The sequence below is a fragment of the Nocardioides sp. NBC_00850 genome, from assembly GCF_045207335.1.
In the GTDB taxonomy this organism is placed as follows: domain Bacteria; phylum Actinomycetota; class Actinomycetes; order Propionibacteriales; family Nocardioidaceae; genus Nocardioides.
On the sequence record NZ_CP108845.1, the window covers coordinates 4,613,461 to 4,632,256 of the forward strand.

The 18,796-nt window shown below is 69.5% G+C and carries 18 protein-coding genes and 1 pseudogene; 5 read left to right on the top strand and 14 right to left on the bottom strand.

Annotated features, from left to right (window positions below):
- The first annotated feature begins 1 nt into the window (after nt 1).
- Entirely contained in the window at nt 2-649 is a 648-nt protein-coding gene (locus OH802_RS22445; RefSeq protein ID WP_406022251.1) for a GNAT family N-acetyltransferase, read from the top strand.
- Between the two features lie 6 nt (nt 650-655).
- Here OH802_RS22445 and OH802_RS22450 read toward each other — a convergent pair whose 3' ends face one another.
- The 3 genes from OH802_RS22450 to OH802_RS22460 are packed head-to-tail and all read right to left on the bottom strand — an operon-like array spanning nt 656 to nt 3,282.
- On the bottom strand, nt 656-1,408 hold the full coding sequence (locus OH802_RS22450; RefSeq protein ID WP_406022253.1) for a DoxX family protein: 753 nt from the start codon (nt 1,406-1,408) through the stop codon (nt 656-658).
- 35 nt (nt 1,409-1,443) lie between these two features.
- Entirely contained in the window at nt 1,444-2,565 is a 1,122-nt protein-coding gene (locus tag OH802_RS22455; protein ID WP_406022255.1) for an FAD-dependent oxidoreductase, read from the bottom strand.
- Nucleotides 2,566-2,613: 48 nt separating this feature from the next.
- On the bottom strand, nt 2,614-3,282 hold the full coding sequence (locus tag OH802_RS22460; RefSeq protein ID WP_406022256.1) for a polysaccharide deacetylase family protein: 669 nt from the start codon (nt 3,280-3,282) through the stop codon (nt 2,614-2,616).
- 186 nt (nt 3,283-3,468) lie between these two features.
- On the opposite strand from OH802_RS22460, the gene OH802_RS22465 reads away from it, so the two are divergent.
- Nucleotides 3,469-3,885, top strand: a complete 417-nt coding sequence (locus tag OH802_RS22465; RefSeq protein ID WP_406022258.1) for a hypothetical protein — start codon at nt 3,469-3,471, stop codon at nt 3,883-3,885.
- Between the two features lie 34 nt (nt 3,886-3,919).
- Nucleotides 3,920-4,306, top strand: a complete 387-nt coding sequence (locus tag OH802_RS22470) for a nuclear transport factor 2 family protein (RefSeq protein WP_406022260.1) — start codon at nt 3,920-3,922, stop codon at nt 4,304-4,306.
- Nucleotides 4,307-4,313: 7 nt separating this feature from the next.
- Here OH802_RS22470 and OH802_RS22475 read toward each other — a convergent pair whose 3' ends face one another.
- Together OH802_RS22475 and OH802_RS22480 are read right to left on the bottom strand one after the other, a co-directional pair.
- Nucleotides 4,314-4,625, bottom strand: coding sequence for a hypothetical protein (locus tag OH802_RS22475; protein ID WP_357352657.1), 312 nt, complete (start codon nt 4,623-4,625; stop codon nt 4,314-4,316).
- Between the two features lie 82 nt (nt 4,626-4,707).
- A complete protein-coding gene (locus OH802_RS22480; RefSeq protein WP_406022263.1) occupies nt 4,708-5,325 on the bottom strand; it encodes a TetR/AcrR family transcriptional regulator in 618 nt (205 codons plus the stop codon).
- An 86-nt stretch (nt 5,326-5,411) separates the two neighbouring features.
- On the opposite strand from OH802_RS22480, the gene OH802_RS22485 reads away from it, so the two are divergent.
- Nucleotides 5,412-7,652: an MMPL family transporter gene (locus OH802_RS22485; protein ID WP_406022265.1), complete on the top strand. Its 2,241-nt coding sequence runs from the start codon at nt 5,412-5,414 to the stop codon at nt 7,650-7,652.
- Between the two features lie 5 nt (nt 7,653-7,657).
- Here OH802_RS22485 and OH802_RS22490 read toward each other — a convergent pair whose 3' ends face one another.
- From OH802_RS22490 to OH802_RS22515, 6 genes and pseudogenes are all read right to left on the bottom strand, one after another.
- On the bottom strand, nt 7,658-8,917 hold the full coding sequence (locus tag OH802_RS22490; RefSeq protein ID WP_406022266.1) for an alpha/beta hydrolase family esterase: 1,260 nt from the start codon (nt 8,915-8,917) through the stop codon (nt 7,658-7,660).
- A gap of 131 nt (nt 8,918-9,048) precedes the next feature.
- Nucleotides 9,049-9,672, bottom strand: coding sequence for a flavin reductase family protein (locus OH802_RS22495; protein WP_406022269.1), 624 nt, complete (start codon nt 9,670-9,672; stop codon nt 9,049-9,051).
- 55 nt (nt 9,673-9,727) lie between these two features.
- A complete protein-coding gene (locus tag OH802_RS22500; protein ID WP_406022271.1) occupies nt 9,728-11,002 on the bottom strand; it encodes a DUF222 domain-containing protein in 1,275 nt (424 codons plus the stop codon).
- Nucleotides 11,003-11,398: 396 nt separating this feature from the next.
- The gene (locus OH802_RS22505) at nt 11,399-12,703 is read right to left on the bottom strand and encodes a hypothetical protein (RefSeq protein WP_406022273.1); all 1,305 of its coding nucleotides are present in this window, start codon (nt 12,701-12,703) and stop codon (nt 11,399-11,401) included.
- 39 nt (nt 12,704-12,742) lie between these two features.
- Nucleotides 12,743-13,126 carry a DUF6508 domain-containing protein gene (locus OH802_RS22510; RefSeq protein ID WP_406029381.1) on the bottom strand — a complete coding sequence of 128 codons (384 nt, stop codon included), beginning with the start codon at nt 13,124-13,126 and terminating at the stop codon, nt 12,743-12,745.
- 72 nt (nt 13,127-13,198) lie between these two features.
- Nucleotides 13,199-13,699: pseudogene (locus tag OH802_RS22515) on the bottom strand (O-acetyl-ADP-ribose deacetylase); the annotation flags it as partial.
- Between the two features lie 145 nt (nt 13,700-13,844).
- Between OH802_RS22515 and OH802_RS22520 the strand changes: the two are divergent.
- Nucleotides 13,845-15,236 carry a purine-cytosine permease family protein gene (locus tag OH802_RS22520; RefSeq protein WP_406022275.1) on the top strand — a complete coding sequence of 464 codons (1,392 nt, stop codon included), beginning with the start codon at nt 13,845-13,847 and terminating at the stop codon, nt 15,234-15,236.
- A gap of 33 nt (nt 15,237-15,269) precedes the next feature.
- Here the strand turns inward: OH802_RS22520 and OH802_RS22525 are convergent, their stop codons facing one another.
- From OH802_RS22525 to OH802_RS22535, 3 genes are read right to left on the bottom strand one after another with little or no spacing between them, the layout of a single operon-like run.
- On the bottom strand, nt 15,270-16,187 hold the full coding sequence (locus tag OH802_RS22525; RefSeq protein ID WP_406022277.1) for a LysR family transcriptional regulator: 918 nt from the start codon (nt 16,185-16,187) through the stop codon (nt 15,270-15,272).
- Nucleotides 16,188-16,207: 20 nt separating this feature from the next.
- On the bottom strand, nt 16,208-17,656 hold the full coding sequence (locus OH802_RS22530) for an aspartate ammonia-lyase (protein ID WP_406022279.1): 1,449 nt from the start codon (nt 17,654-17,656) through the stop codon (nt 16,208-16,210).
- Entirely contained in the window at nt 17,653-18,792 is a 1,140-nt protein-coding gene (locus OH802_RS22535; RefSeq protein WP_406022281.1) for a M20 family metallopeptidase, read from the bottom strand. Before OH802_RS22535 ends, OH802_RS22530 begins: the two co-directional genes overlap by 4 nt.
- Between the last annotated feature and the right edge of the window lie 4 nt (nt 18,793-18,796).

Below are 18,796 nucleotides of genomic sequence, written 5' to 3' on the forward strand. Positions count from 1 at the left end.
GATGACTCCGACCGAGGTGTGGCCGCTGTTCGGCCTGGTGATCCGGACCCCGCGCCTGGAGCTGCGGCTGCCGACCGACGTCGAGCTCGCGCGGCTGGCGCAGGTCGCCGCAGACGGCGTGCACGAGCCGACCCAGCGGCCGTTCCTGACCCCGTGGGCCGAGCGGCCCCCGCTGGAGCGAGCCCGCCATGTGATGCGCGGCGCCTGGTCCAGCCGGGGCGAGTGGAAGCCCGACGACTGGAGCCTGGGGCTGGCCGCCTTCCTGGACGGCGACCCGATCGGGGTCGTGTGGGTCTCGGCGAGCGAGTTCGCCACCCGACGCGAGGTCAGCACCGCGTCCTGGCTCGGCCTGCGACACCACCGCCGCGGCTTCGGCACCGAGGCCCGCCTCGGCGCCCTCACCCTGGTCTTCGACCACCTCGGCGGTGCCTACGCCACCTCCGAGGCCTTCCCCGACAACGCCGCCTCGGTCGGGGTGTCGACCAAGCTCGGCTACGAGCCCGACGGCATCTCCCGCGACGTACGCGACGGCGAGGTGCTCGTCTCCCACCGCCTCCGGCTCGGCCGGGAACGGTGGGAGCTCAACGACCGCAGCGAGATCGCGGTCAGCGGCGTGGAGCCGTGCCTGCCCCTGTTCGGCACCGCGTAGACCGCCTCAGCCGAGGAAGCAGAAGACGAAGACGGCCACGCACAGGACCAGCGACCCCGTTGCGTTGAGGACGAAGTTGCGGCCGAAGTCGCGGGCCCGGATATGGGCCGAGACGGCGAGCACGAAGTAGGCCACCAGCGCCGCGCTGGTCAGCGCGCCGACGTACGGCACCCACAGCCCGGCGACCAGGCCCGCGGTGGCGGCGACCTTGACCCACGGCATCACCGGCCACAGCGCCCGCGGCAGCCCGACATCGGTGAAGCACTGGGCGATGAAGCTGGCCGGCTTGAAGCACATCGCCGCGTCGCCGATCTGGATCACCGCGAGCAGCACGACCGGCCACCACGAGTCCGGAAGATCGTTGACGTACGCCTCGACCGCCCCGCCGAGATCGTCCTGTCCCGCCGCGTACATCCCGGTGACGACGAGCGTGGCCAGCGAGAGCGCGAGCCCACCGACCGCGCGGCCCAGGCTCCGGTCCCCCACCCGCAGGTGCGCCCCGATCGCGAGCACGAAGAAGACCACGAACCCGGCGGCGGCGACGGTCCCGACCGCCGGGACCGCCAGCCCGACCAGCAGTCCCAGGAAGCCCAGGCCGTACGACGCCCCGATCGGGAACCTCAGCCATTCCATCGGCACCGAGAGCCGTTGGGCCTCGGTCACCGGTATCCGGTGACCGGTCAGGTTGAGCACCGCCCCGCCGAGCGCGGCGATCGAGGCGATAAGCGTCAGGGTGAGATAGGTAGCCGTCATGGCCATCCAGACACCGGCGCCCGCCCGGCTGTGACGCGGACCTACCTGCTCAGCAGCCCCGCGATCGCGCCGAGCCCCGCGAGCCCGGCGTCACGGACCGCCACCACCGGGCCGTTGTCGACCTGGCCGAGCACCCCGACCAGCCGGGAGGCCCGCACCAGCCGCTGGGTCGCCGGCCGCCGGGTGCGGTCGTACGCCACCAGCGCACTCTCGACGCGGGCATGCCCGGCGAGCTGCGCGGCCAGGACGGCGGCGTCCTCGATCGCGGCGCAGGCACCCTGGCCGAGGTTGGGGGTGGTCGCATGCGCGGCGTCACCGAGGAGCACGACCCGCCCGTGGTCGAACCGCTTCAGCGGCAGCCGCAGATCACAGATGTCGCCGCGGAGGACGGCGCTCGGCGGGGTCGCTGCCAGCAGCTGCGGGATCGGGTCGTGCCAGTCGCCGACGAGCGCGGTGACGTCGGCGTGATGGTCCCCGCCGGCCTCGCCCTCCGGTCGGTTGGCGGTGACGAACCAGTAGGTCCGGCCATCCACCAGCGGCGCGTAGCCGACGCGCACCCCGGTCCCCCAGGTCTCCCCGCCCGTCGTCGAGGCCTCACCCGGCACCGGCTCGGCGGTGACGCCGCGGTAGGCGGTGTAGCCGGCATAACGTACGTCCTCACGCTGGTGCAGCTCGTTCCTGATCGTGCTGCGGATCCCGTCGGCGGCGACCACCACGTCGGCCGGGCCGCGACCGTCGACGTCGTCGATGTCATCGAGATCGGCCAGACCGGTGACGGTCACCCCGGTGCGTACCTCGATCCCGTCGCGCGTCTCCAGCTCGCTCACCAGAGCCTCGTGCAGCCGGGCCCGATGCACCATCACCGGGGTCCGCTCGGCGGCGTCGGGACCCACCTTCGCCAGCCAGCGACCGTCGGGCCGCCGCAACCCCGCTTGTATCGCCGGCCGGGTCCCGTCCACGAGGCGATCCGCGACCCCGAGATCGGCGAGGATCTTCCACGCCCGCGGCCAGATCGAGAGGCCGGCGCCGACCTCGCCCAGCTCCGGCGCGCGCTCCAGCACGGTCACCTGCCACCCCACCCGGGACAGCGCGAGCGCCGTCGTGAGCCCGCCGATCCCCGCACCGACCACCAGGGCACTCCGGCTGTTCGTCGATCCACTCACGACGCGCAATCTAGCCGACGTCGCCGGCCCCGGCCGAGGCCGAGCCGCCTACGGCCTGGGCGTCCAGTCCGCGCCCGGGATGCCACCCTGCGGCAGGGTGAAGGTGTATCCCTCGGCAAGCTTCTCCGGGAGCACCGTCTCGATCGCGTCGACGGTGTTCTCGCGGTTGCCACCACCGTCGTGGGCCAGCGCTACCGCGCCGGGCTGGATCGCCGCGCGGAGGTTGCTCGCCAGCGTCTCCTCGGACAGGTCGTTGCCGTCCCAGTCGAAGATCACGTTGCCCAGCCCGAGCGGCTGCATGCCGAGGGATGCGGCGACCTCTCCGGTGTTGCCCCAGCTGCCGTTGGGAGCCCGGAAGTAGGGCACCTTCTGAGCCGGGTTCCCCAGCACCTCTCGGATCGTCGCGAGGTTGGCCTTGAGATCCCGCTCGACCTGGGCGTGCGACCAGTTGCCCATGTCGGCGTAGGACGTGGAGTGGTTGCACAGCGTGTGGCCCGCGGCGACGATGCGCCCAAGGATCTCGGCGCCGCCGGGGGCGGTGATGTTCTGGCCGATGACACAGAACACCGCGGTGACCTCGTGAGCCGCCAGGATCTCCAGCAAGCGATCCGTTTCGCCCGGGTTCGGGCCGTCGTCGAAGGTGAGGGCGGCAACGTTGCCCGCGCCTCTGGCGGCGGCGAGCGGCGTCGACGTCGGACGGACCGCGCCTCCCGGCACGAACCCGGGGTCCGGGCTGGGCTGCCAGTCGCTGCTCTTCTCCGCCGTAGTGATCTCCTCTCTCCTTCGAAATCGTTGTCGAACACGATCGAGGCGTAGCTGATCCGTGTCAAGCGTCGAGTCGTTCCCGCAAGTCTGAGTACTCGCACTCATGCGCCCCGCAGCCCGATCAGCGAGGCTGGAGACATGAAGCTCCTCGTACGCCTCGCCGTGATCCTCGGCGGCAGCCTCCTGTTCTCGATCGTGATGACCAACCTCTTCCCGACCGAGGACGCGAACATCGGCGCCGGCCTGATCTACTTCGCACTGCTGCTCGCCGTCTCAGGAATCTGGGGGCTGTGGGACGGCCACCACGCGAAGGCCCTCCCGCCCGTCTTCGTACGCTGGGCGCTGATCGCCGGCGTGGTCGGGCTCAGCGGCCCGTTCCGGATCTGGTTCGAGGAGGGTCGCGACTTCGGCGTGCTGTGGAGCGACCTGTGGAACCTGACTCCGTTCCTCGCCGGGCTCGTCCTCGCTCCCGCGGCGGTCGGGATCGGCATCGGCTACGCCCTCAACAGCGGTCGGAGGCTCGCGCCGAGCACGCCGCACCACCCGTCCCTCTAGGCTCTCTCCAGCAACCGACCCAGGAGGAGCCCAGATGACCACCTTCCGTGAGGCGATCGAGGCCAAGGACATGGACGCCGTGGAGGCGATGCTCGCCGACGACGTCGTGTTCACCAGCCCGGTCGCGTTCAAGCCGTACCCCGGCCGGGCGATCACCGCCGCGATCCTGCGCGCCGTGGTGAAAGTGTTCGAGGACTTCACCTACGTCCGCGAGATCCACGACGGCGTCCACCACGCCTACGAGTTCACCGCCAAGGTCGACGGCCTCGACCTCAACGGCTGCGACTTCCTCACCTACGACGACGAGGGCCGGATCGTCGACTTCAAGGTGATGGTCCGCCCGCTGCGTGCCGCCGAGGCCCTCGCCGCCCGGATGGGCGAGCAGTTCGAGGAGATCAAGGCCGCCGCCGTGCGAGGCTGACGCGCCGTCAGTCGACGGGTCGCCCCTGCCGGCGCTCCTCGAGCCGCTGCTGTGCCTCGGGCAGGAACTTCAGGCACGGCGCGTCCGCCTCGGGATGCTTCTGCGTCAGGTGGAAGATCCATCGGTCCATCGCCGCCATGAAGCCGTTGTCCTCACCGGCACGGTAGGTCGCCCACTTGATCCTGTCCCTGACGACGCACTCCGTGCAGGTGATCTTGTAGACGAACTGCTCCTGAGCGTCGAGGTCGATCCTCACCGTGGCCAGGGGCCCGGCCTGCGAGGCTGCCTTCCGCTCACGAGCGGACCTGCTCGCTGTCATGCTGCACCTCGTTCTGATCGGGAGACGAAGCCTACGTCAGCCACGCCGGACAGTTCGCCTCGGAGTCAGCGCAACGCGGGGTTCAGGCGCGAGTGAGATAGCCGGCCAACGCAGTGCGGAGCTCGGCCGTGAGTGCCTCACGGGTTGCCGGATCGGGAGCCTCGGTGATCAGCGGCATCATCCCGCGGACGATCTGGATCGCGACGGTGGCGATGCGATCGACGTCTGCCGGCTCGCGCTCGGTCATGAACCGTGCGATCAGCGTCGCGACCGTCTGGTGCATGGCCTGCTGGACCGGGGCGACGGCATCGCGCATGTCGGCCGGCAGATCAGATCGCGCGAAGAGGGCCTTGAACCCGGGGTGAGCGAGGCTGAACGCAACCAGCGGACCGACCACGGCGTCGATCGACGCCTCGATCGACGTCCCCTGACCGACGTCCATGATCGTCTGGCGCACGCCGGAGAGCTCGGCGGCGTAGTGCTCGCTGAGGGCGCGGGCGATGTCGGCCTTGCTGCTGAAGAACTGATAGAGCGAGCCCGGCGAGATCCCGGCCTCGGCGGCTATCGCATTGGTCGTCGCCCCATCCGGTCCACGTTCGGCGAAGACCACCGCGGCCGCACGCACGATCTCGCGCATGCGCTCTTCCCCACGCGCCTGCCGCTTGCGGCGTGTCCGGATCGGAACCGCAGGATCGGTCATCGTCGCCCTTCCTTGAAATATGCGAGTAGATACTCGTATATTTATCGCGAGCATCTACTCGTAAAACTAGCAGGGAGAGCGCGACAATGGTCGAGCCGATCCGCGAATTGATTCCCACCTCCGCCCCCACCACCCCCACCGCGCCGGCATTCCGCTCGACCTGGCTGGCGAAGCTGGGCCGCCTTGTCGCCCGTCGTCCCGGATGGATCCTCGGCATCGCGATCAGCGCGTTGCTCGTTCTCGGGTTCGTCGCCTCCGGGGCGATGTCATCGTTCGTACTGTCTCGCTGGGAGGTGCCGGGCACCGAGTCGGTGGCAGCACAGGACGAGCTCACCGAGCGCTTCGGCACCGGCACCGCGAACGTCATCCTGCTCGTCGAGGCGACCGGCGGATCCGTCGATGATCCCTCGGTCGAGCGGGAGGCCATGGCAGTCTCCGCCGACCTCGCCGATGAGTCGCGGGTGGCGGAGGTCTGGTCCTACTGGTCGAACGGACGAGACCCTTCCATGCGCAGCGACGACGCCGGCTCCGCGGTTGTTCTCGCCCACGTCGCCGGCGACGCCACGAGTGCGCGTGAGGTGATCGCGGGCCTGATCCCCGCCTACACGGTCCATGGTGAGGCGATCGAGGTACGCGTGGCCGGCGGAGAGGCGGCCTCGACTCAGATCAGCGAGCAGGCGGCGCTCGACTTCGTGCGCGCCGAGCTGATCATCCTTCCGCTGATGTTCGTACTGCTGCTGATCATCTACCGCCGGCTCAGCTTCGCGCTGCTGACCCTCGGCGTCGGTGTCTTCGCCGTGGTCGGCGCGCTGGCCGGACTCCGCGCCCTGACCGGTGTGACCGAGATAGCCTCGTTCGCCGCGAACATCACCCTGGTGATGGGCATCGGCTTGGGCGTCGACTACAGCCTGTTCGTGATCTCCCGATTCCGCGAAGCCCTCGGCGCAGGGCGGTCGGTTCCGGAGGCTCTGGCCGAGACCCTGGACACCGCCGGACGTACGGTGATCTTCAGCGGCCTGACGGTCGCGGCAGCGATGTCGATGCTGTTCGTCCTGCCGTACGACTTCCTGCGCTCCTTCGCATGGGCCGGCGTCCTCACCGTCCTCACCACGGGCATCGGCGCCATCGTCGTCCTCCCGGCCGCGCTCGCGCTCATCGGCGCGCGAATGGCCCGGCGCGGCAGCACTCCCCCTGCCCCAAGGCCGGTCGAGGCCGGGCGCTGGTACCGGCTGGGGCGACGGGTGATGGACCGTCCGCTCGCCTGGGGCGGGATCGCGCTGATCAGCCTGATCGCACTTGCCGCGCCCGCGGCGGGGGTTCAGATCGGAGTCCCCGACGACCGCGTACTACCGCCAGGACATTCGGTGCGCGACACCTACGACGAGTTGCGTGCAGGCTTCTCGGCCGAGCCCAACGATGCCCTTCAGGTCGTCAACACCGGCCCCGCCGTGGCTCCCCAGGACATCGTCGAGTACGCGACCGAACTCTCCACCGTGGACGGGATCGTGCAGGTCAACTCCCCTGCCGGGGTCTTCGCCGACGGCACCCGCATCGCCACGGCGCCCGACCGCCTCGACCAGGCCGACGGGCAGCGTCTCGAGGCGGTCCCGTCACGCGCTGCGCTCGACGCCGGTGTCCCGACCGAGCTCGTCCACCAGGTGCGTTCCCTGGACAGCCCCTTCACCGAACAGGTGGTCGGGGGTGACCCGGCGGAGCTGGTCGACTTCCGCGACGCACTGATGGAGCGGCTCCCGCTGGCCGGCGTCCTGATCCTGATGGTCACCTTCGTGCTGCTGTTCCTGTTCAGCGGCAGTCTGCTGATCCCTCTGAAGGCAGTCCTCCTGAACATGGTGAGCATCGCCGTGATGTTCGCGGTGCTCACCGTCGTCTTCCAGAACGGGCTGTTCGCCGACCTCCTCGGCTTCACCCCCATCGGCACTCTCGACCCCGCCTTCCCGATACTCATGTTCTGCGTCGTCTACGGGCTGTCGATGGACTACGAGGTGTTCATGGTCTCCCGCATCCGCGAGGAGTACGACCGAACCGGCGACAATCGGCAAGCCGTGCTCCTCGGCCTGCAACGCTCCGCCCCACTGATCACGGCGGCCGCCGTCACCCTCGCGGTCTCCTTCGCCGTCTACGCCTCCGGCGAGGTCATGTATCTGAAGATGATCGGCATCGGTACGGCCGTGGCCATCCTCGTCGACGCCACGATCATCCGCGGTGTCCTCGTCCCGGCAGCCATGCGGCTGGGCGGCAGCGCCAACTGGTACCTGCCGCCCTGGCTCAACCGCATCTTCGGCCGCCTCAGGCTCCGCGAATCGTGACCCGATCAGCAGGCGGTGACCACGTCGAAGCGGCCGCCCGCCGACTCCTGCAGGGTCGTCACGGTGGCGTCGCCCTGCCCGAGGTAGTCCTCCGAGACGTTCGCGTAGAACGGGTTGTACGGGTTGGTGCCGTAGGAGTGGGCGCGGCCGGCAGCCTCGTGCTGGGCGTTGGTCGCAGCGCCGCAGTAGAGGCCCGGCTCGGTCGGCGGGTCGGTGGGCTCCTCCGTCGGCGGGTCCGTCGGCTCGGCGCCCCGCTCGACGCGGCGGTTGTTGTCGAAGAAGAAGTCCGTGACGTACGCCGGGTAGTCGATCGAGTTCGTCGTGACGTACGAGCCACCGGGGCCGCCGCCGGCCGGCCAGTTGTGTCCCATCCCGGTGTTCTGGATCAGGGACACGCGCGGGCCGGTGCCGTCCGACCACAGCGTGCCGGAGCCGGCGGTGTTGTTGCCGTCGAGGCCAGACAGGGAGAAGGACGACTGCGACCCGGCGCCGTAGATCCCGGCCATGACCTGCGCGTTCAGCGTGTTGTAGCCGGGCGCGACGGTGGTGTCGTTGGAGCCGTAGATCACCGAGGTGAGCTGGCTGCCGAACCCCGACGAGGCGGAGCCGGCGAACGTACGGCAGGTGTTGGTGACCTGCGACTGGGTCACCGCCACCGAGCCGATCTGCCCCGAGGTCGTCCCGACCGAAGGGCCGGCGTTGATCCCGATCCCGGCGAACACGTCGGGCGCGAGACAGCCCATCACCATCGTCTCGCCACCACCCGAGGACAGCCCGGACAGATAGACCTGGTCGGGGTCGATGTCCAGGGCCGGATCGGCGATCAGGTCGTTGACCAGCTGGAGGAGGTTGTCGTCGTGCCGCCCCGGCGAGGTCCGGGAGTGGTTGCTGTCGTAGTAGTCCCAGCAGCCGAGGAGTACGCCGCCGTTCGGTGCCGCGGGGATCGCCACGACCATCCCGCGCGCATCCGCCGTCGCGGCCCAGTTGCCGCCGTCGCGCAGGGCGGCCGAGGTCTGGACGCAGCCGTGCAGGTTGACCATGAGCGCACGCCCGGTGCCGAGCGTAGGAGCGGTGCTGGGGACGTACAGCTGGGTCGTCATCCCGCCCGCCGTCCTCGCCGACCACGTACCGGCGGCGGCCGTGGACGTCTCGGCGGGTGCGACCGCGACAGCCGCTCCCCCGGCCAGCACCAGGCCGAGGCCCGCGAGCGCGGCGCCGATTCGTTGCTGCCGAAGCCTGGACGAGATCCGAAACCCGAGACCCATGACCGATCCTCCTGAGCGAGACCAGCCCGCCGCCTCCCGGCAGGCAGACCGACCGTAGATGTGACGCCCGCCACAGGTCTATGTCGACGCGGACCACAATCCGACGCCCGGACGTGTCGTTCCGGTGCCGCTCACCGATAGAGCTCCTCGTCGATGCTCGCCAGCCGCGACGGGTGGACCCGCTCCCCCAGCCCGTAGAACTGCTGAAAGCTCATCACCAGCGGCCGCCAGCGATCAGGATCGATCCGGTGGGCGTGGCCGTCGAGGCGCAGCTCCGGTGCGACCCGCACCGCGGTCACCGAGACCTCGACGGCGAGCAGCTTCGGCTCACCGAGCTCGTGGAGCGCCGCCACCGTCCCCTCGATGTGCACCGGGCACTCCGCCACCGACGTCGGCAGCACCGTGTCGGATCCGTACGCCGTCAGCCCGGCATGGGCGTACTTGTCGGAGACATGCACATACCCGCGCTCGGCCTTCGCCGCCGACATCGCCGCATTGCCCGTCGTCAGCGCGAGCCGGTCGACCTGGGTGACCAGGTCGACGCCAGGAAGATTGAGCACGATCTCGGGCCGATCCCTCAGATTGCGCGCGGTCTGCGACGACGCGCCGATCCCGAGGACTGCCGTACGTCCCAGCCAGAACACCGACGACATCGGCATCAGGTTCGTGGTGCCGTCCTCGTTGAGAGTGGAGAGCAATACCACCGGTGTACCGAAGTAGAGGATGGCCGGATCGATGTCGACATGCGTACCCATGCCTCGAAACTAGGGCGCCTCACCCGCGACTTCCGGCGGGTATCCGACGGCGCAGTCAGGGACGTCGGGCGAACCGAATCGTGCCATCCGGCAGGCGCTCATGGACGTACGCCGGGTTGTGCGCCAAGCGGTGATGGTGGGGGCAGAGCAGGGCGCCGTCTTTGAGGTTGGTCTTTCCGCCGGTTGCCCATGGTTCTAGGTGGTGGGCGTCGCACCATTCCGGTGGCATGTCGCAGCCCTCGGCTTGGCAGCACTTCTGCTGCAACCGCATCGCCTTACGTTGGATCGGCTGGAAGAACCTGCTGCCACGACCGGCATCGAGGACCTCACCGTCGCCGCCCAACACCCAGGGAATGATGGTGGCGTTGCACGCCATCCGCCGGGCCTCGGCCGCCGAGATCGTGGCCCCGTTGGTCTCGTCATACCCCAGAGTCGCGATCCCGAGGTCCTTGCGGAGCTCCTCGAGGGAGATCACCACGTTGATGGTGGTCGCGTCGCCACCGTGACGGGGCAGCGCGGCCGGGTCCACGGTCTCCAGGAGCCGGGCGAAGCCCTGGCCCATCAACCGCTCCCACGGCGGCAAAGGCGCGCCCTTGACGACCAGCTGCTGTTTGCGGGGTTGGGCGTAGGCCTCGACCAGCCGCTTGAACCTCATCCCGATCGAGGTCGGGAGGACACCCTCGAACCCGATGGTGCCGTCGTGGTTGTCCCAGACTCGCAACGCCGTCTTCTGCTGGGCCCGTTCCTCTTCAGCCAGGAGGGCTTGGGCTTCGGCGTCCTCGAACCGGACCGGGTCGATCTCGGCCAGGATCCGCTTGCCCACGATGTAGAGCTCGTTCGCCGTCAGGCGGGTGGCGTAGTCGACCAGCAACTTCTCCGCCAGGACCAGGTCCTCGACGCTCGCGACGGGGTCGGCGTCGATCTTGTCCAACGCCTTCGTGATCACCCTCGCCTTGTCCTGGGACACGACACCCTCAGCAAGGCCGGCCGCAACGAGGTCATACTTCGCGACACCAGCTGCGAGTTTGATCTGCGACCGCGCGGCCGCCTTGTCGACCAGTAGCTCAGCGCGCATCCACGCGGACGCGTCCTTGGCGCCGCTCTCCTCAGCAATATCGCCGGCAGACGCGAGCACCCGAAGCTTCAACGCAGCTTGTTGGGCCTGGAGCTTCTCCAACCGCTCCAGCAGGTCTTTCTTCTGCTCGGTGCGCCAGTAGGCGGGATCGGTGGCCAGCAGTTCTTGGAGGGCGGCCTCGATGGCCTTCAAGGCAGCGTCGATCGCGTCGCCGGGGTTGGTGCCCCAGTGGTCGATCGGGCGGCCGAGACTCATCGCCATCCTCTCCTTCAGAGGTGTGCTGTGATGGGTCTGATTCTACGCCTCCAGCCCTTCCCTGACCATCTATTTTACCAGGTCAACCACTGTTTTCGCGGTGAGCGAACGACCTAGCATCTGTGGATGGTAAGTGGCCCGAAGGGCCACCCTCACGCCCCATCAACCTCACCTGTCCCAAGCAAGAATCCGCCGCGCCACACCCGGGCCGCCGCCCCGATAGCCAGCCAATTCTTTTCTCGATCTGGTCCGGAGTCCAGGACCGCCGAAGGCGGCCGGCGAAGCCGGCGCCCGAAGGGCGTCCTTGACGCCGGTCCAGATCGAGAAGACCCTCCAAGAACGGGTCGGCGGCCCACCCCAACCCCGAAGAACAGTCCGAAGCAAGCGCCCCCAAGATCACCCCCGCCACGCCCTCCAGATCGCGTCGAGCAAAGGCCGGACCTCCTCGCGCCGTTCGGATTCGGACACCTCGATCTCGTCTCCGGCGCTCCGGAAGGTGACCTCCCGCCCGTCGTCGTCGCTGACAGTAACCAGCGTCCCGAAACCAGCGAGCGGCTTGACCACCCGAACCATGTCGGGCACCTCATCGATAGCCACGGTCACCGAGAAGTCGTCATCGGTGACCGTGAACGGCGCGTAGGCAGCAAGCCGCGGTGCCGCAGCAACTCGCTCAGCGACCACGTCCGGGGGTCCGGAAATCTGGTATCTCTCATCCCCGGCGACGGTGCCGGAGATCGAGATCCGGCTGAGACCGGCGGCGTCGGGCTCCCGTGCAATCTGCTGATGGATGGCGACGACATCGTCCAGGTCGACGCCACCGATCTGGAGACCGCGAGTATCGCTGCTGACCGACCCCACCGACGAGAGCGCAGCGAGATCGAGGACGAGCTGAGCAGCGGGGACGTCCTGGCTCCAGGCACTGATCTTGCCGCCGCTGACGCTGACGCGTTGACCGGGCGTCCTGCGCGCGAGCTCGTCGGCCGCAACCACGTCCTCGCCGCGACTCATCTCCAGCACCAGCGAGCCCGGCCTGATCGCATAGCTCACGACCTCGAGCCGATCCCGGATCTCGCGGAGGCCGGCGATCGGCTCCGTCATCGAAACCGCTTCAGGCAACGTTTCGACGTGCTCCCAGTAGTCAGCCGCATCGGTGACGCTCTGATCCTCTCCGTGGGTCACCAGCACACCGGCGCGCTCACAGCCCGGCGTCGCGGCCCGGAGCGAAACCAAGCCGTGATAGGCCGTCACCGCATCCGCACTCGCTTTCGCCGCGACGACACATGCCTGTGACCCAGCGCCGTAGGCGATGGTCGCGCTGCCCAGATCGGTGCGCTGCCGCACCTCGTCGAGCAACCGCAACCCGCTCGCGTTGCTCTCCTCGGATGGGCTCACCTGGAGATCGACGCGGTCGATCCCGAGCATGAGCTCGTAGTCGGGACTCTCCCCGGACACGTACGGCTCGAGGATCGCGGCGATCTCAGCGGCCCGCGCCGTGCTGATCCCGTCCTCCAAGACGATGGTTCCGCTGGCGTCACCCGCGAACGGCAGCACGTTGTTGCCACCGACCTCCACCCGCTCGATGCCGTCGACACCCTCGAGCCGATCGCTCAGCTCATCGGCCAGCTGGTCGCCCCGGTTGGCCGCGCACGACGACGCCATCAGCGCGATCGCGAGCGCCATGACGACAGTGCGAGTGCTCACAATGCTTCCTTTCGGTCCCGAGACATGGGTCATCACTGCTCAGCGCTCGCTCTCGAACCACGTACGCAACCGAGCGACGATCGCATCGATGGACCCGTCCTGAAGTGCACGCCCGAAGACACCGTCGTTGAACCGCTCACCACGAACATAGACCGTGGCGAGCCGAGCAGCGTCAGCGACCGGCGCGGCGGCGAGCAGCGAGGGGTCGGAGAGAAGCGGATTCCCCCACATCCACTTCATCCAGTCGACAGAGGCGCCCGGGAGCGAGCGGTAGAGCTGGCGGACCCGGTCGCTGTAGGCGGGATACGGCATCTGGATCGCGCCGCTCTCGGTCTTCTGCCCGCCACCCCAGGCGAAGTCGCGGTCCTCAGCAGTCAGCGCGTCGGCGGCCCGGAAGGCCTCGCGCCACATCGTCTCCGGCATGCTCCGCAGCTCAGATTCGACCTGGGCATCGGAGGGATCGAGGGCCTCGCGGGCGCGGTCGAAGGTGTCGTACGCCTTCTGGTCGAAGAGCACGACACGCACCTCGTCGACAGAGGTCGGGGTCCGGGCGAGGGTCCACAGCGAGACGTACGCGGCCTCGTCGAGCGGATAGCGGTAGACGCCGGTCGAGATCGCCGGGAACGCGACCGTGCGCGCCCCGAGCTCGTCGGCCACCCGGAGCGACTCACGGAAACACGACGCCAGCAGGGCGATGCGATGTCCTGAGCCTGTCGAAGGGTTGTCCTGGCCGTCGGTATAGACCGGCCCGACCGTGTGGATCACCCACCGCGCCGAGAGGTCGCCGGCAGTCGTCGCGACCGCCTGCCCGACCGGCAGACCGCCGCCGAGATGTCCGGCCCGCAGCCGCCGGCACTCCTCGAGGATCGCCGGACCACCTCGCCGATGGATCGCCCCGTCCACCCCTCCCCCGCCCAGCAGCGAGGAGTTGGCGGCATTCACGACCGCGTCGACCTGCTGCTCGGTGATGTCCCCGCGTACGACCGTGATCCTCACCTGCGCAAATCTAGCCGCCGCGACGCACGCAACCAGAGCCAGTCATCGGTTCTGCCGATGCATTACGCCAAAAGGATTCGTTTGCCAGAGGAACAGGCGAGTCACGACCATGGTGGGGCGCCTCACACCTTTTGGAGAATGAACCATGACAGACCAGCCAGTCGTCGAGAAGCACACCATCGGCTACGTCCCACCCGAGGACCGCCATGGCAAGGTGCGCGACCTCTTCACCCTGTGGTTCGGGACCAACATCGCTCCCCTGCCCGTCGTCACCGGTGCCGCCGGCGTCACCGTCTTCGGCCTCGACCTGTTCTGGTGCGTCGTCGCCATCGTGGTCGGCCACCTCGTCGGCGGTGTCTTCATGGCGCTGCACTCGGCGCAGGGCCCGCAGATGGGCATCCCGCAGATGATCCAGAGCCGCGGCCAGTTCGGCTCCTACGGGGCACTGATCGTCGTGGTGATCGCGGCGGTCATGTACCTGGCCTTCTTCGCCTCCAACATCGTCCTCGCCGGCCAGTCGCTGCACGGCATCGCCGACCCGATCCCGGTGGAGGCGGGCATCGTCCTCGGGGCGCTCGGCTCCGGCCTGATCGCCGTGATCGGCTACAAGGTGATCCACTCGCTCAACAAGGTCGCGACCTGGGTCCTGGGCATCGGGATCGTGCTCGGCACCGTCGCGATCTTCGTCTCCGGCGTGCCCGCGGGCTTCTGGACGCAGGGCGGCTACAGCACCGCCGGCTTCCTCGCGACGGTATCGCTGGGTGCCCTGTGGCAGATCGCGTTCGCGCCGTACGTCTCGGACTACTCCCGCTACCTGCCGGCGAGCGTCGGGGTGAAGGCGACCTTCACCGCCACCTACCTCGGCTGCACCCTCGGCTCGATCCTGCCGTTCGTCTTCGGCGCGATCGTGGCGCTGGCGATGAAGCCGGGCGTCGAGGTCATGACCGGGGTGCGCGACACCACCGGCGCGTTCGGGACCCCGCTGCTCGTCCTGTTCCTGCTCTCGGTGATCAGCCACAACGCGCTCAACCTCTACGGCACCGTGCTCTCGGTCATCACCTGCGTGCAGACGTTCGTCGCCAGCTGGATCCCGACCGCCCGCAGCCGCGTGGTGCTCTCGCTGGTGGTGATGGCCGCCTCGACGTACTTCGCCATCGGCGTCTCCGGCAACTTCATCTCGCACTTCGTCGACATCGTGCTCGCGCTGCTCGTCGTGCTGGTCCCGTGGACCGCGATCAACCTGATCGACTTCTACCTGATCCACCGCGGCAACTACGACCTCGACTCGATCTTCGCGGCCGACGGCGGCATCTACGGCCGCTTCAACGGCCAGGCGATCCTCGCCTACGTGATCGGCATCGTCGTCCAGATCCCGTTCATGGCGACGCCGCTCTACACCGGGCCGGTCGCGGACAGGCTCAACGGCGCCGACCTGAGCTGGATCATCGGCCTGGTCGCGACCGCGCCGATCTACTACCTGCTGGCGCGCGGCCGGAAGCTCGCGCCGAGCGAGATGGCGCTCGCCTCGCACGCCTGAGGCACCGAGCACTCCCACGGCGGGGAGGTCGCGTCAGCGGCCTTCCCGCCGTCGCGCTGCCCGGCCCGAGGAGCGGACGAACGCCTGGGCGCGGGCGGTGAGGCGTACGCCCTTCATCGAGGCCAGCACGACCTCGAGGGGCTCGACCGGGTCGGTGATCTCGAGGGTCACGATCTGCGCACCGTCGTACGTCGTGTCACTCGCCGGGCGCTGGTTGAGGACCGACCATCCCTGGCCGTTCGCGACCATCGCCCGGACGGTCTCGAAGCCGGCGCTGCGGTGGCGGATCTGCGGGCGGAAGCCGGCCGACTCGACGAGCCGCTCGAAGTACTGCCCGCTGTGCGGCAGGTCCAGGAGCACCATCGGCTCCTCCTCGAGCTCGGCGAGCGCGACCTTCTTGCGGCGAGCCAGCCGGTGGCCCTTGCCGATGAGGACGTACGGCGCGGCGAGGCCGACCCGGACGTGGTCGATGTCGTCGTCGAGGTCGTAGCCGTACATGAGCGCCAGCTCGCAGCTGCCCGAGCGCAGCGCGTGCTTGAGCGCGGCGTGCTCGTCCTCGACGACGGAGACGTGGATGCCGGGGTGGTCCTGCTCGCAGGCGGCCAGCAGCCGCGGCAGCTCGAACGGTCCGAGGGTGGTGAAGCAGCCGACGGCGAGGTCGCCGACGAGCGCCTGGCCGGCGGAGCGTGCGACCTCGACCAGCTCGCTGGTGTGGACGAGGTAGCTGCGCAGCTCGCGGAAGAACTCCTCGCCGGCAGCCGTCAGGGTCAGGCCGCGCGCGTGGTGGCGCAGCAGCAGCTGGACGCCCAGCTCCTTCTCCAGCTGGGCGACAGCCGTCGAGACCGCCGACTGCGAGACCACGAGCTGCCGCGACGCGGCGGTCATGCTGCCCAGCTCCGCAGCCGCGGCGAAGTAGCGCAGCTGGGTCAGGGTGAAGGACGGCTCGGCCATGCGAGCCATCCTGCCCGAAGTCACTCCCGTTTGGCCCCGTTCACGCTGTCGACGCCGGTCGCATCGAGGTTCGCGAGCGTCTCGGGACGCAGCAGCGCGTCGAGCACGACCGGGTCGAGACCACCGGCGGCAAGCGCCAGATCCCGTACGTCGCCCGCACCGCTCAGCGCGGCCTTGGCGATCTCGGCGGACCGCGCGTAGCCGAGCAGCGGGGTCAGGGCGGTCGCAAGGCCGGCGTTGCCGGCGGCAGCGGCGGCGAGCTTGGCGGCGTCGACGGTGATCCCATCGACGCACAGCTCCCGCAGCGAGTCGAAGGCGGCTGCGGTCCAGGTGAAGCCCTGGAGCAGCCCGTGCGCCATCACCGGCTCGAACGCGTTGAGCTGGAGCTGGCCGCCTTCGGCAGCCATGGTGACGGTGAGGTCGTTGCCGATCACCCAGAAGGCGACCTGGTTGACCATCTCCGGGATGACCGGGTTGACCTTGCCGGGCATGATGCTCGACCCGGCCTGGCGGGCGGGGAGCTGGAGCTCGCCGAGCCCGGCCTGCGGGCCAGAGCTGAGCAGCCGGAGGTCGTTGCAGATCTTGGACGCCTTGACGACGATCCGTTTCAGCACGCTGGAGACCTGCACGAACGCGCCGGTGTCGCTGGTCGCCTCGACGAGGTCTCCAGCGCCCACCACCGGCAGTCCGGTGATCTCGGCAAGGTGCCCGACGGCGAGCCGCCGATAGTCGGGATGCGCGGTGATCCCGGTGCCGATCGCGGTGGCGCCGAGGTTGATCTCGCACAGCAGCACCCGCGAGTCGGCCAGCCGGGCGAGTTCCTCGCGGAGCGTGATGGCGAAGGCGCCGAGCTCCTGGCCGACCGTCATCGGGACGGCGTCCTGGAGCTGCGTACGTCCGATCTTGGGGACCGCGCTGAACTCGGCCGCCTTGCGGGCGAACGAGTCGGCGAGGGCCTCGGTGCTCTCGGCCAAGCGGTCGATCGCCCCGACCAGGGCGAGCCGGACGGCGGTCGGGTAGACGTCGTTGGTCGACTGACAGCGGTTCACGTGGTCGAGCGGGTGGATCTCGTCGTAGCTGCCGAACGGCAGCCCGAGGATCTCGAGCGCGCGGTTGGCGACGACCTCGTTGGCGTTCATGTTGGTCGAGGTGCCGGCGCCGCCCTGGATCACGTCGACGACGAACTGGTCGTCGAGGGCCCCGTCGCGGACCTCCTGCGCGGCGGCGGCGATGGCGTCGTGGCGACGGTCGTCGAGCAGCCCGAGCTCGTGGTTGGCCCGTGCGGCGGCGAGCTTGACCGCGCCGAGGGCCGCGACCAGCGAGCGGTGGCTCTCGACGGTCGTGCCGCTGATCGGGAAGTTCCGCAGCGCGCGGGCGGTGTGCACGCCCCAGTAGGCGGTCGCCGGGACCTCGAACGGGCCGAGGGAGTCGTGCTCGGTGCGGGTCAGTGGGGCGTCGACGGTGGTCATCGCGCGGCCGCCTCCTCGGCGACGTCGAGCGCGGTCCAGGCCAGCGCAGTCGCGGCGTCGAGGAGCGCCTTCTCGGCGTCCCCGCCGACGCAGTGCGCGGCGAACTCGGGCTGGTGGTTGAGGGCGGTCCCGGAGTTGATGCCGACGTAGGGGTGGATCGCGTTCACGACCTGGGAGACGTTGCCCATGTCGGTGGAGGCTCGGTTCATCCGGCGAGCGGGAGTCCCCGGGTCGAAGACGCGTCCGATCTCCTCGGCATTGCGCCGGTACGCCGCCAGAGCGGGCGCGAAGGTGCGGAACTCGGCGTACGGCTTGCTCTCGGGTTCGACCGTGAGGTTCGCGCCGGTGGCGAGCGCGCCGGCCTCGAAGCAGCGCCAGACCTTCTCCTCGGTCTCGGCGAGCTGGGCGAGGCTCTCGGCACGGACGTACCAGCGGCCCTCGGTCCGCGCGGGGATGGCGTTGGGCGCCTCTCCCCCGTTGGTCATCACGCCGTGCACGCGCACGGTCGGCGGCAGCTGCTGACGGAGCAGGCCGATCGCGACCTGGGCGATGGTGAAGGCGTCGGCGGCGTTGACGCCCTGCTCGGGATAGGCCGCCGCATGGGCTGCCTTGCCGCGGTACTCGACGTGCGAGTGCGACACCGCGAACGGTTCGGCCTCGGCGACGTCGACGGGAGCGGGGTGGGCCATCATGGCCAGGTCCAAGCCGGCGAAGGCGCCGCGCTCGAGCAGCTCGATCTTGCCGCCGCCGCCCTCCTCGGCGGGGGTGCCGTAGACCTCGATCGTGAGCCCTGCGGCGTCGGCCAGCGGGGCGAGGGCACGGGCGGCGCCGACGGTGATCGCGGAGATCAGGTTGTGGCCGCAGGCGTGGCCGAGGCCGGGGAGTGCGTCGTACTCGGCGCACAGGCCGAGGCGGAACGGGCCGCTGCCGAAGGTCGCCAGGAAGGCTGTCTCCAGCCCGAGGTAGGCCGGGGTGACGGTGAACCCGGCCTCCTCGAGGGACTCGGCGACCCAGCGCGAGGAGCTGTGCTCCTCCCAGCCGGTCTCGGGGTTGGCGTGCAGCTGCTCGGAGAGTCGGACGAGCCGCTCGGCGTCGCTGCTGACGGTGGTCGCGGCGTACTGCTTCGAGGTGGTCATCGAC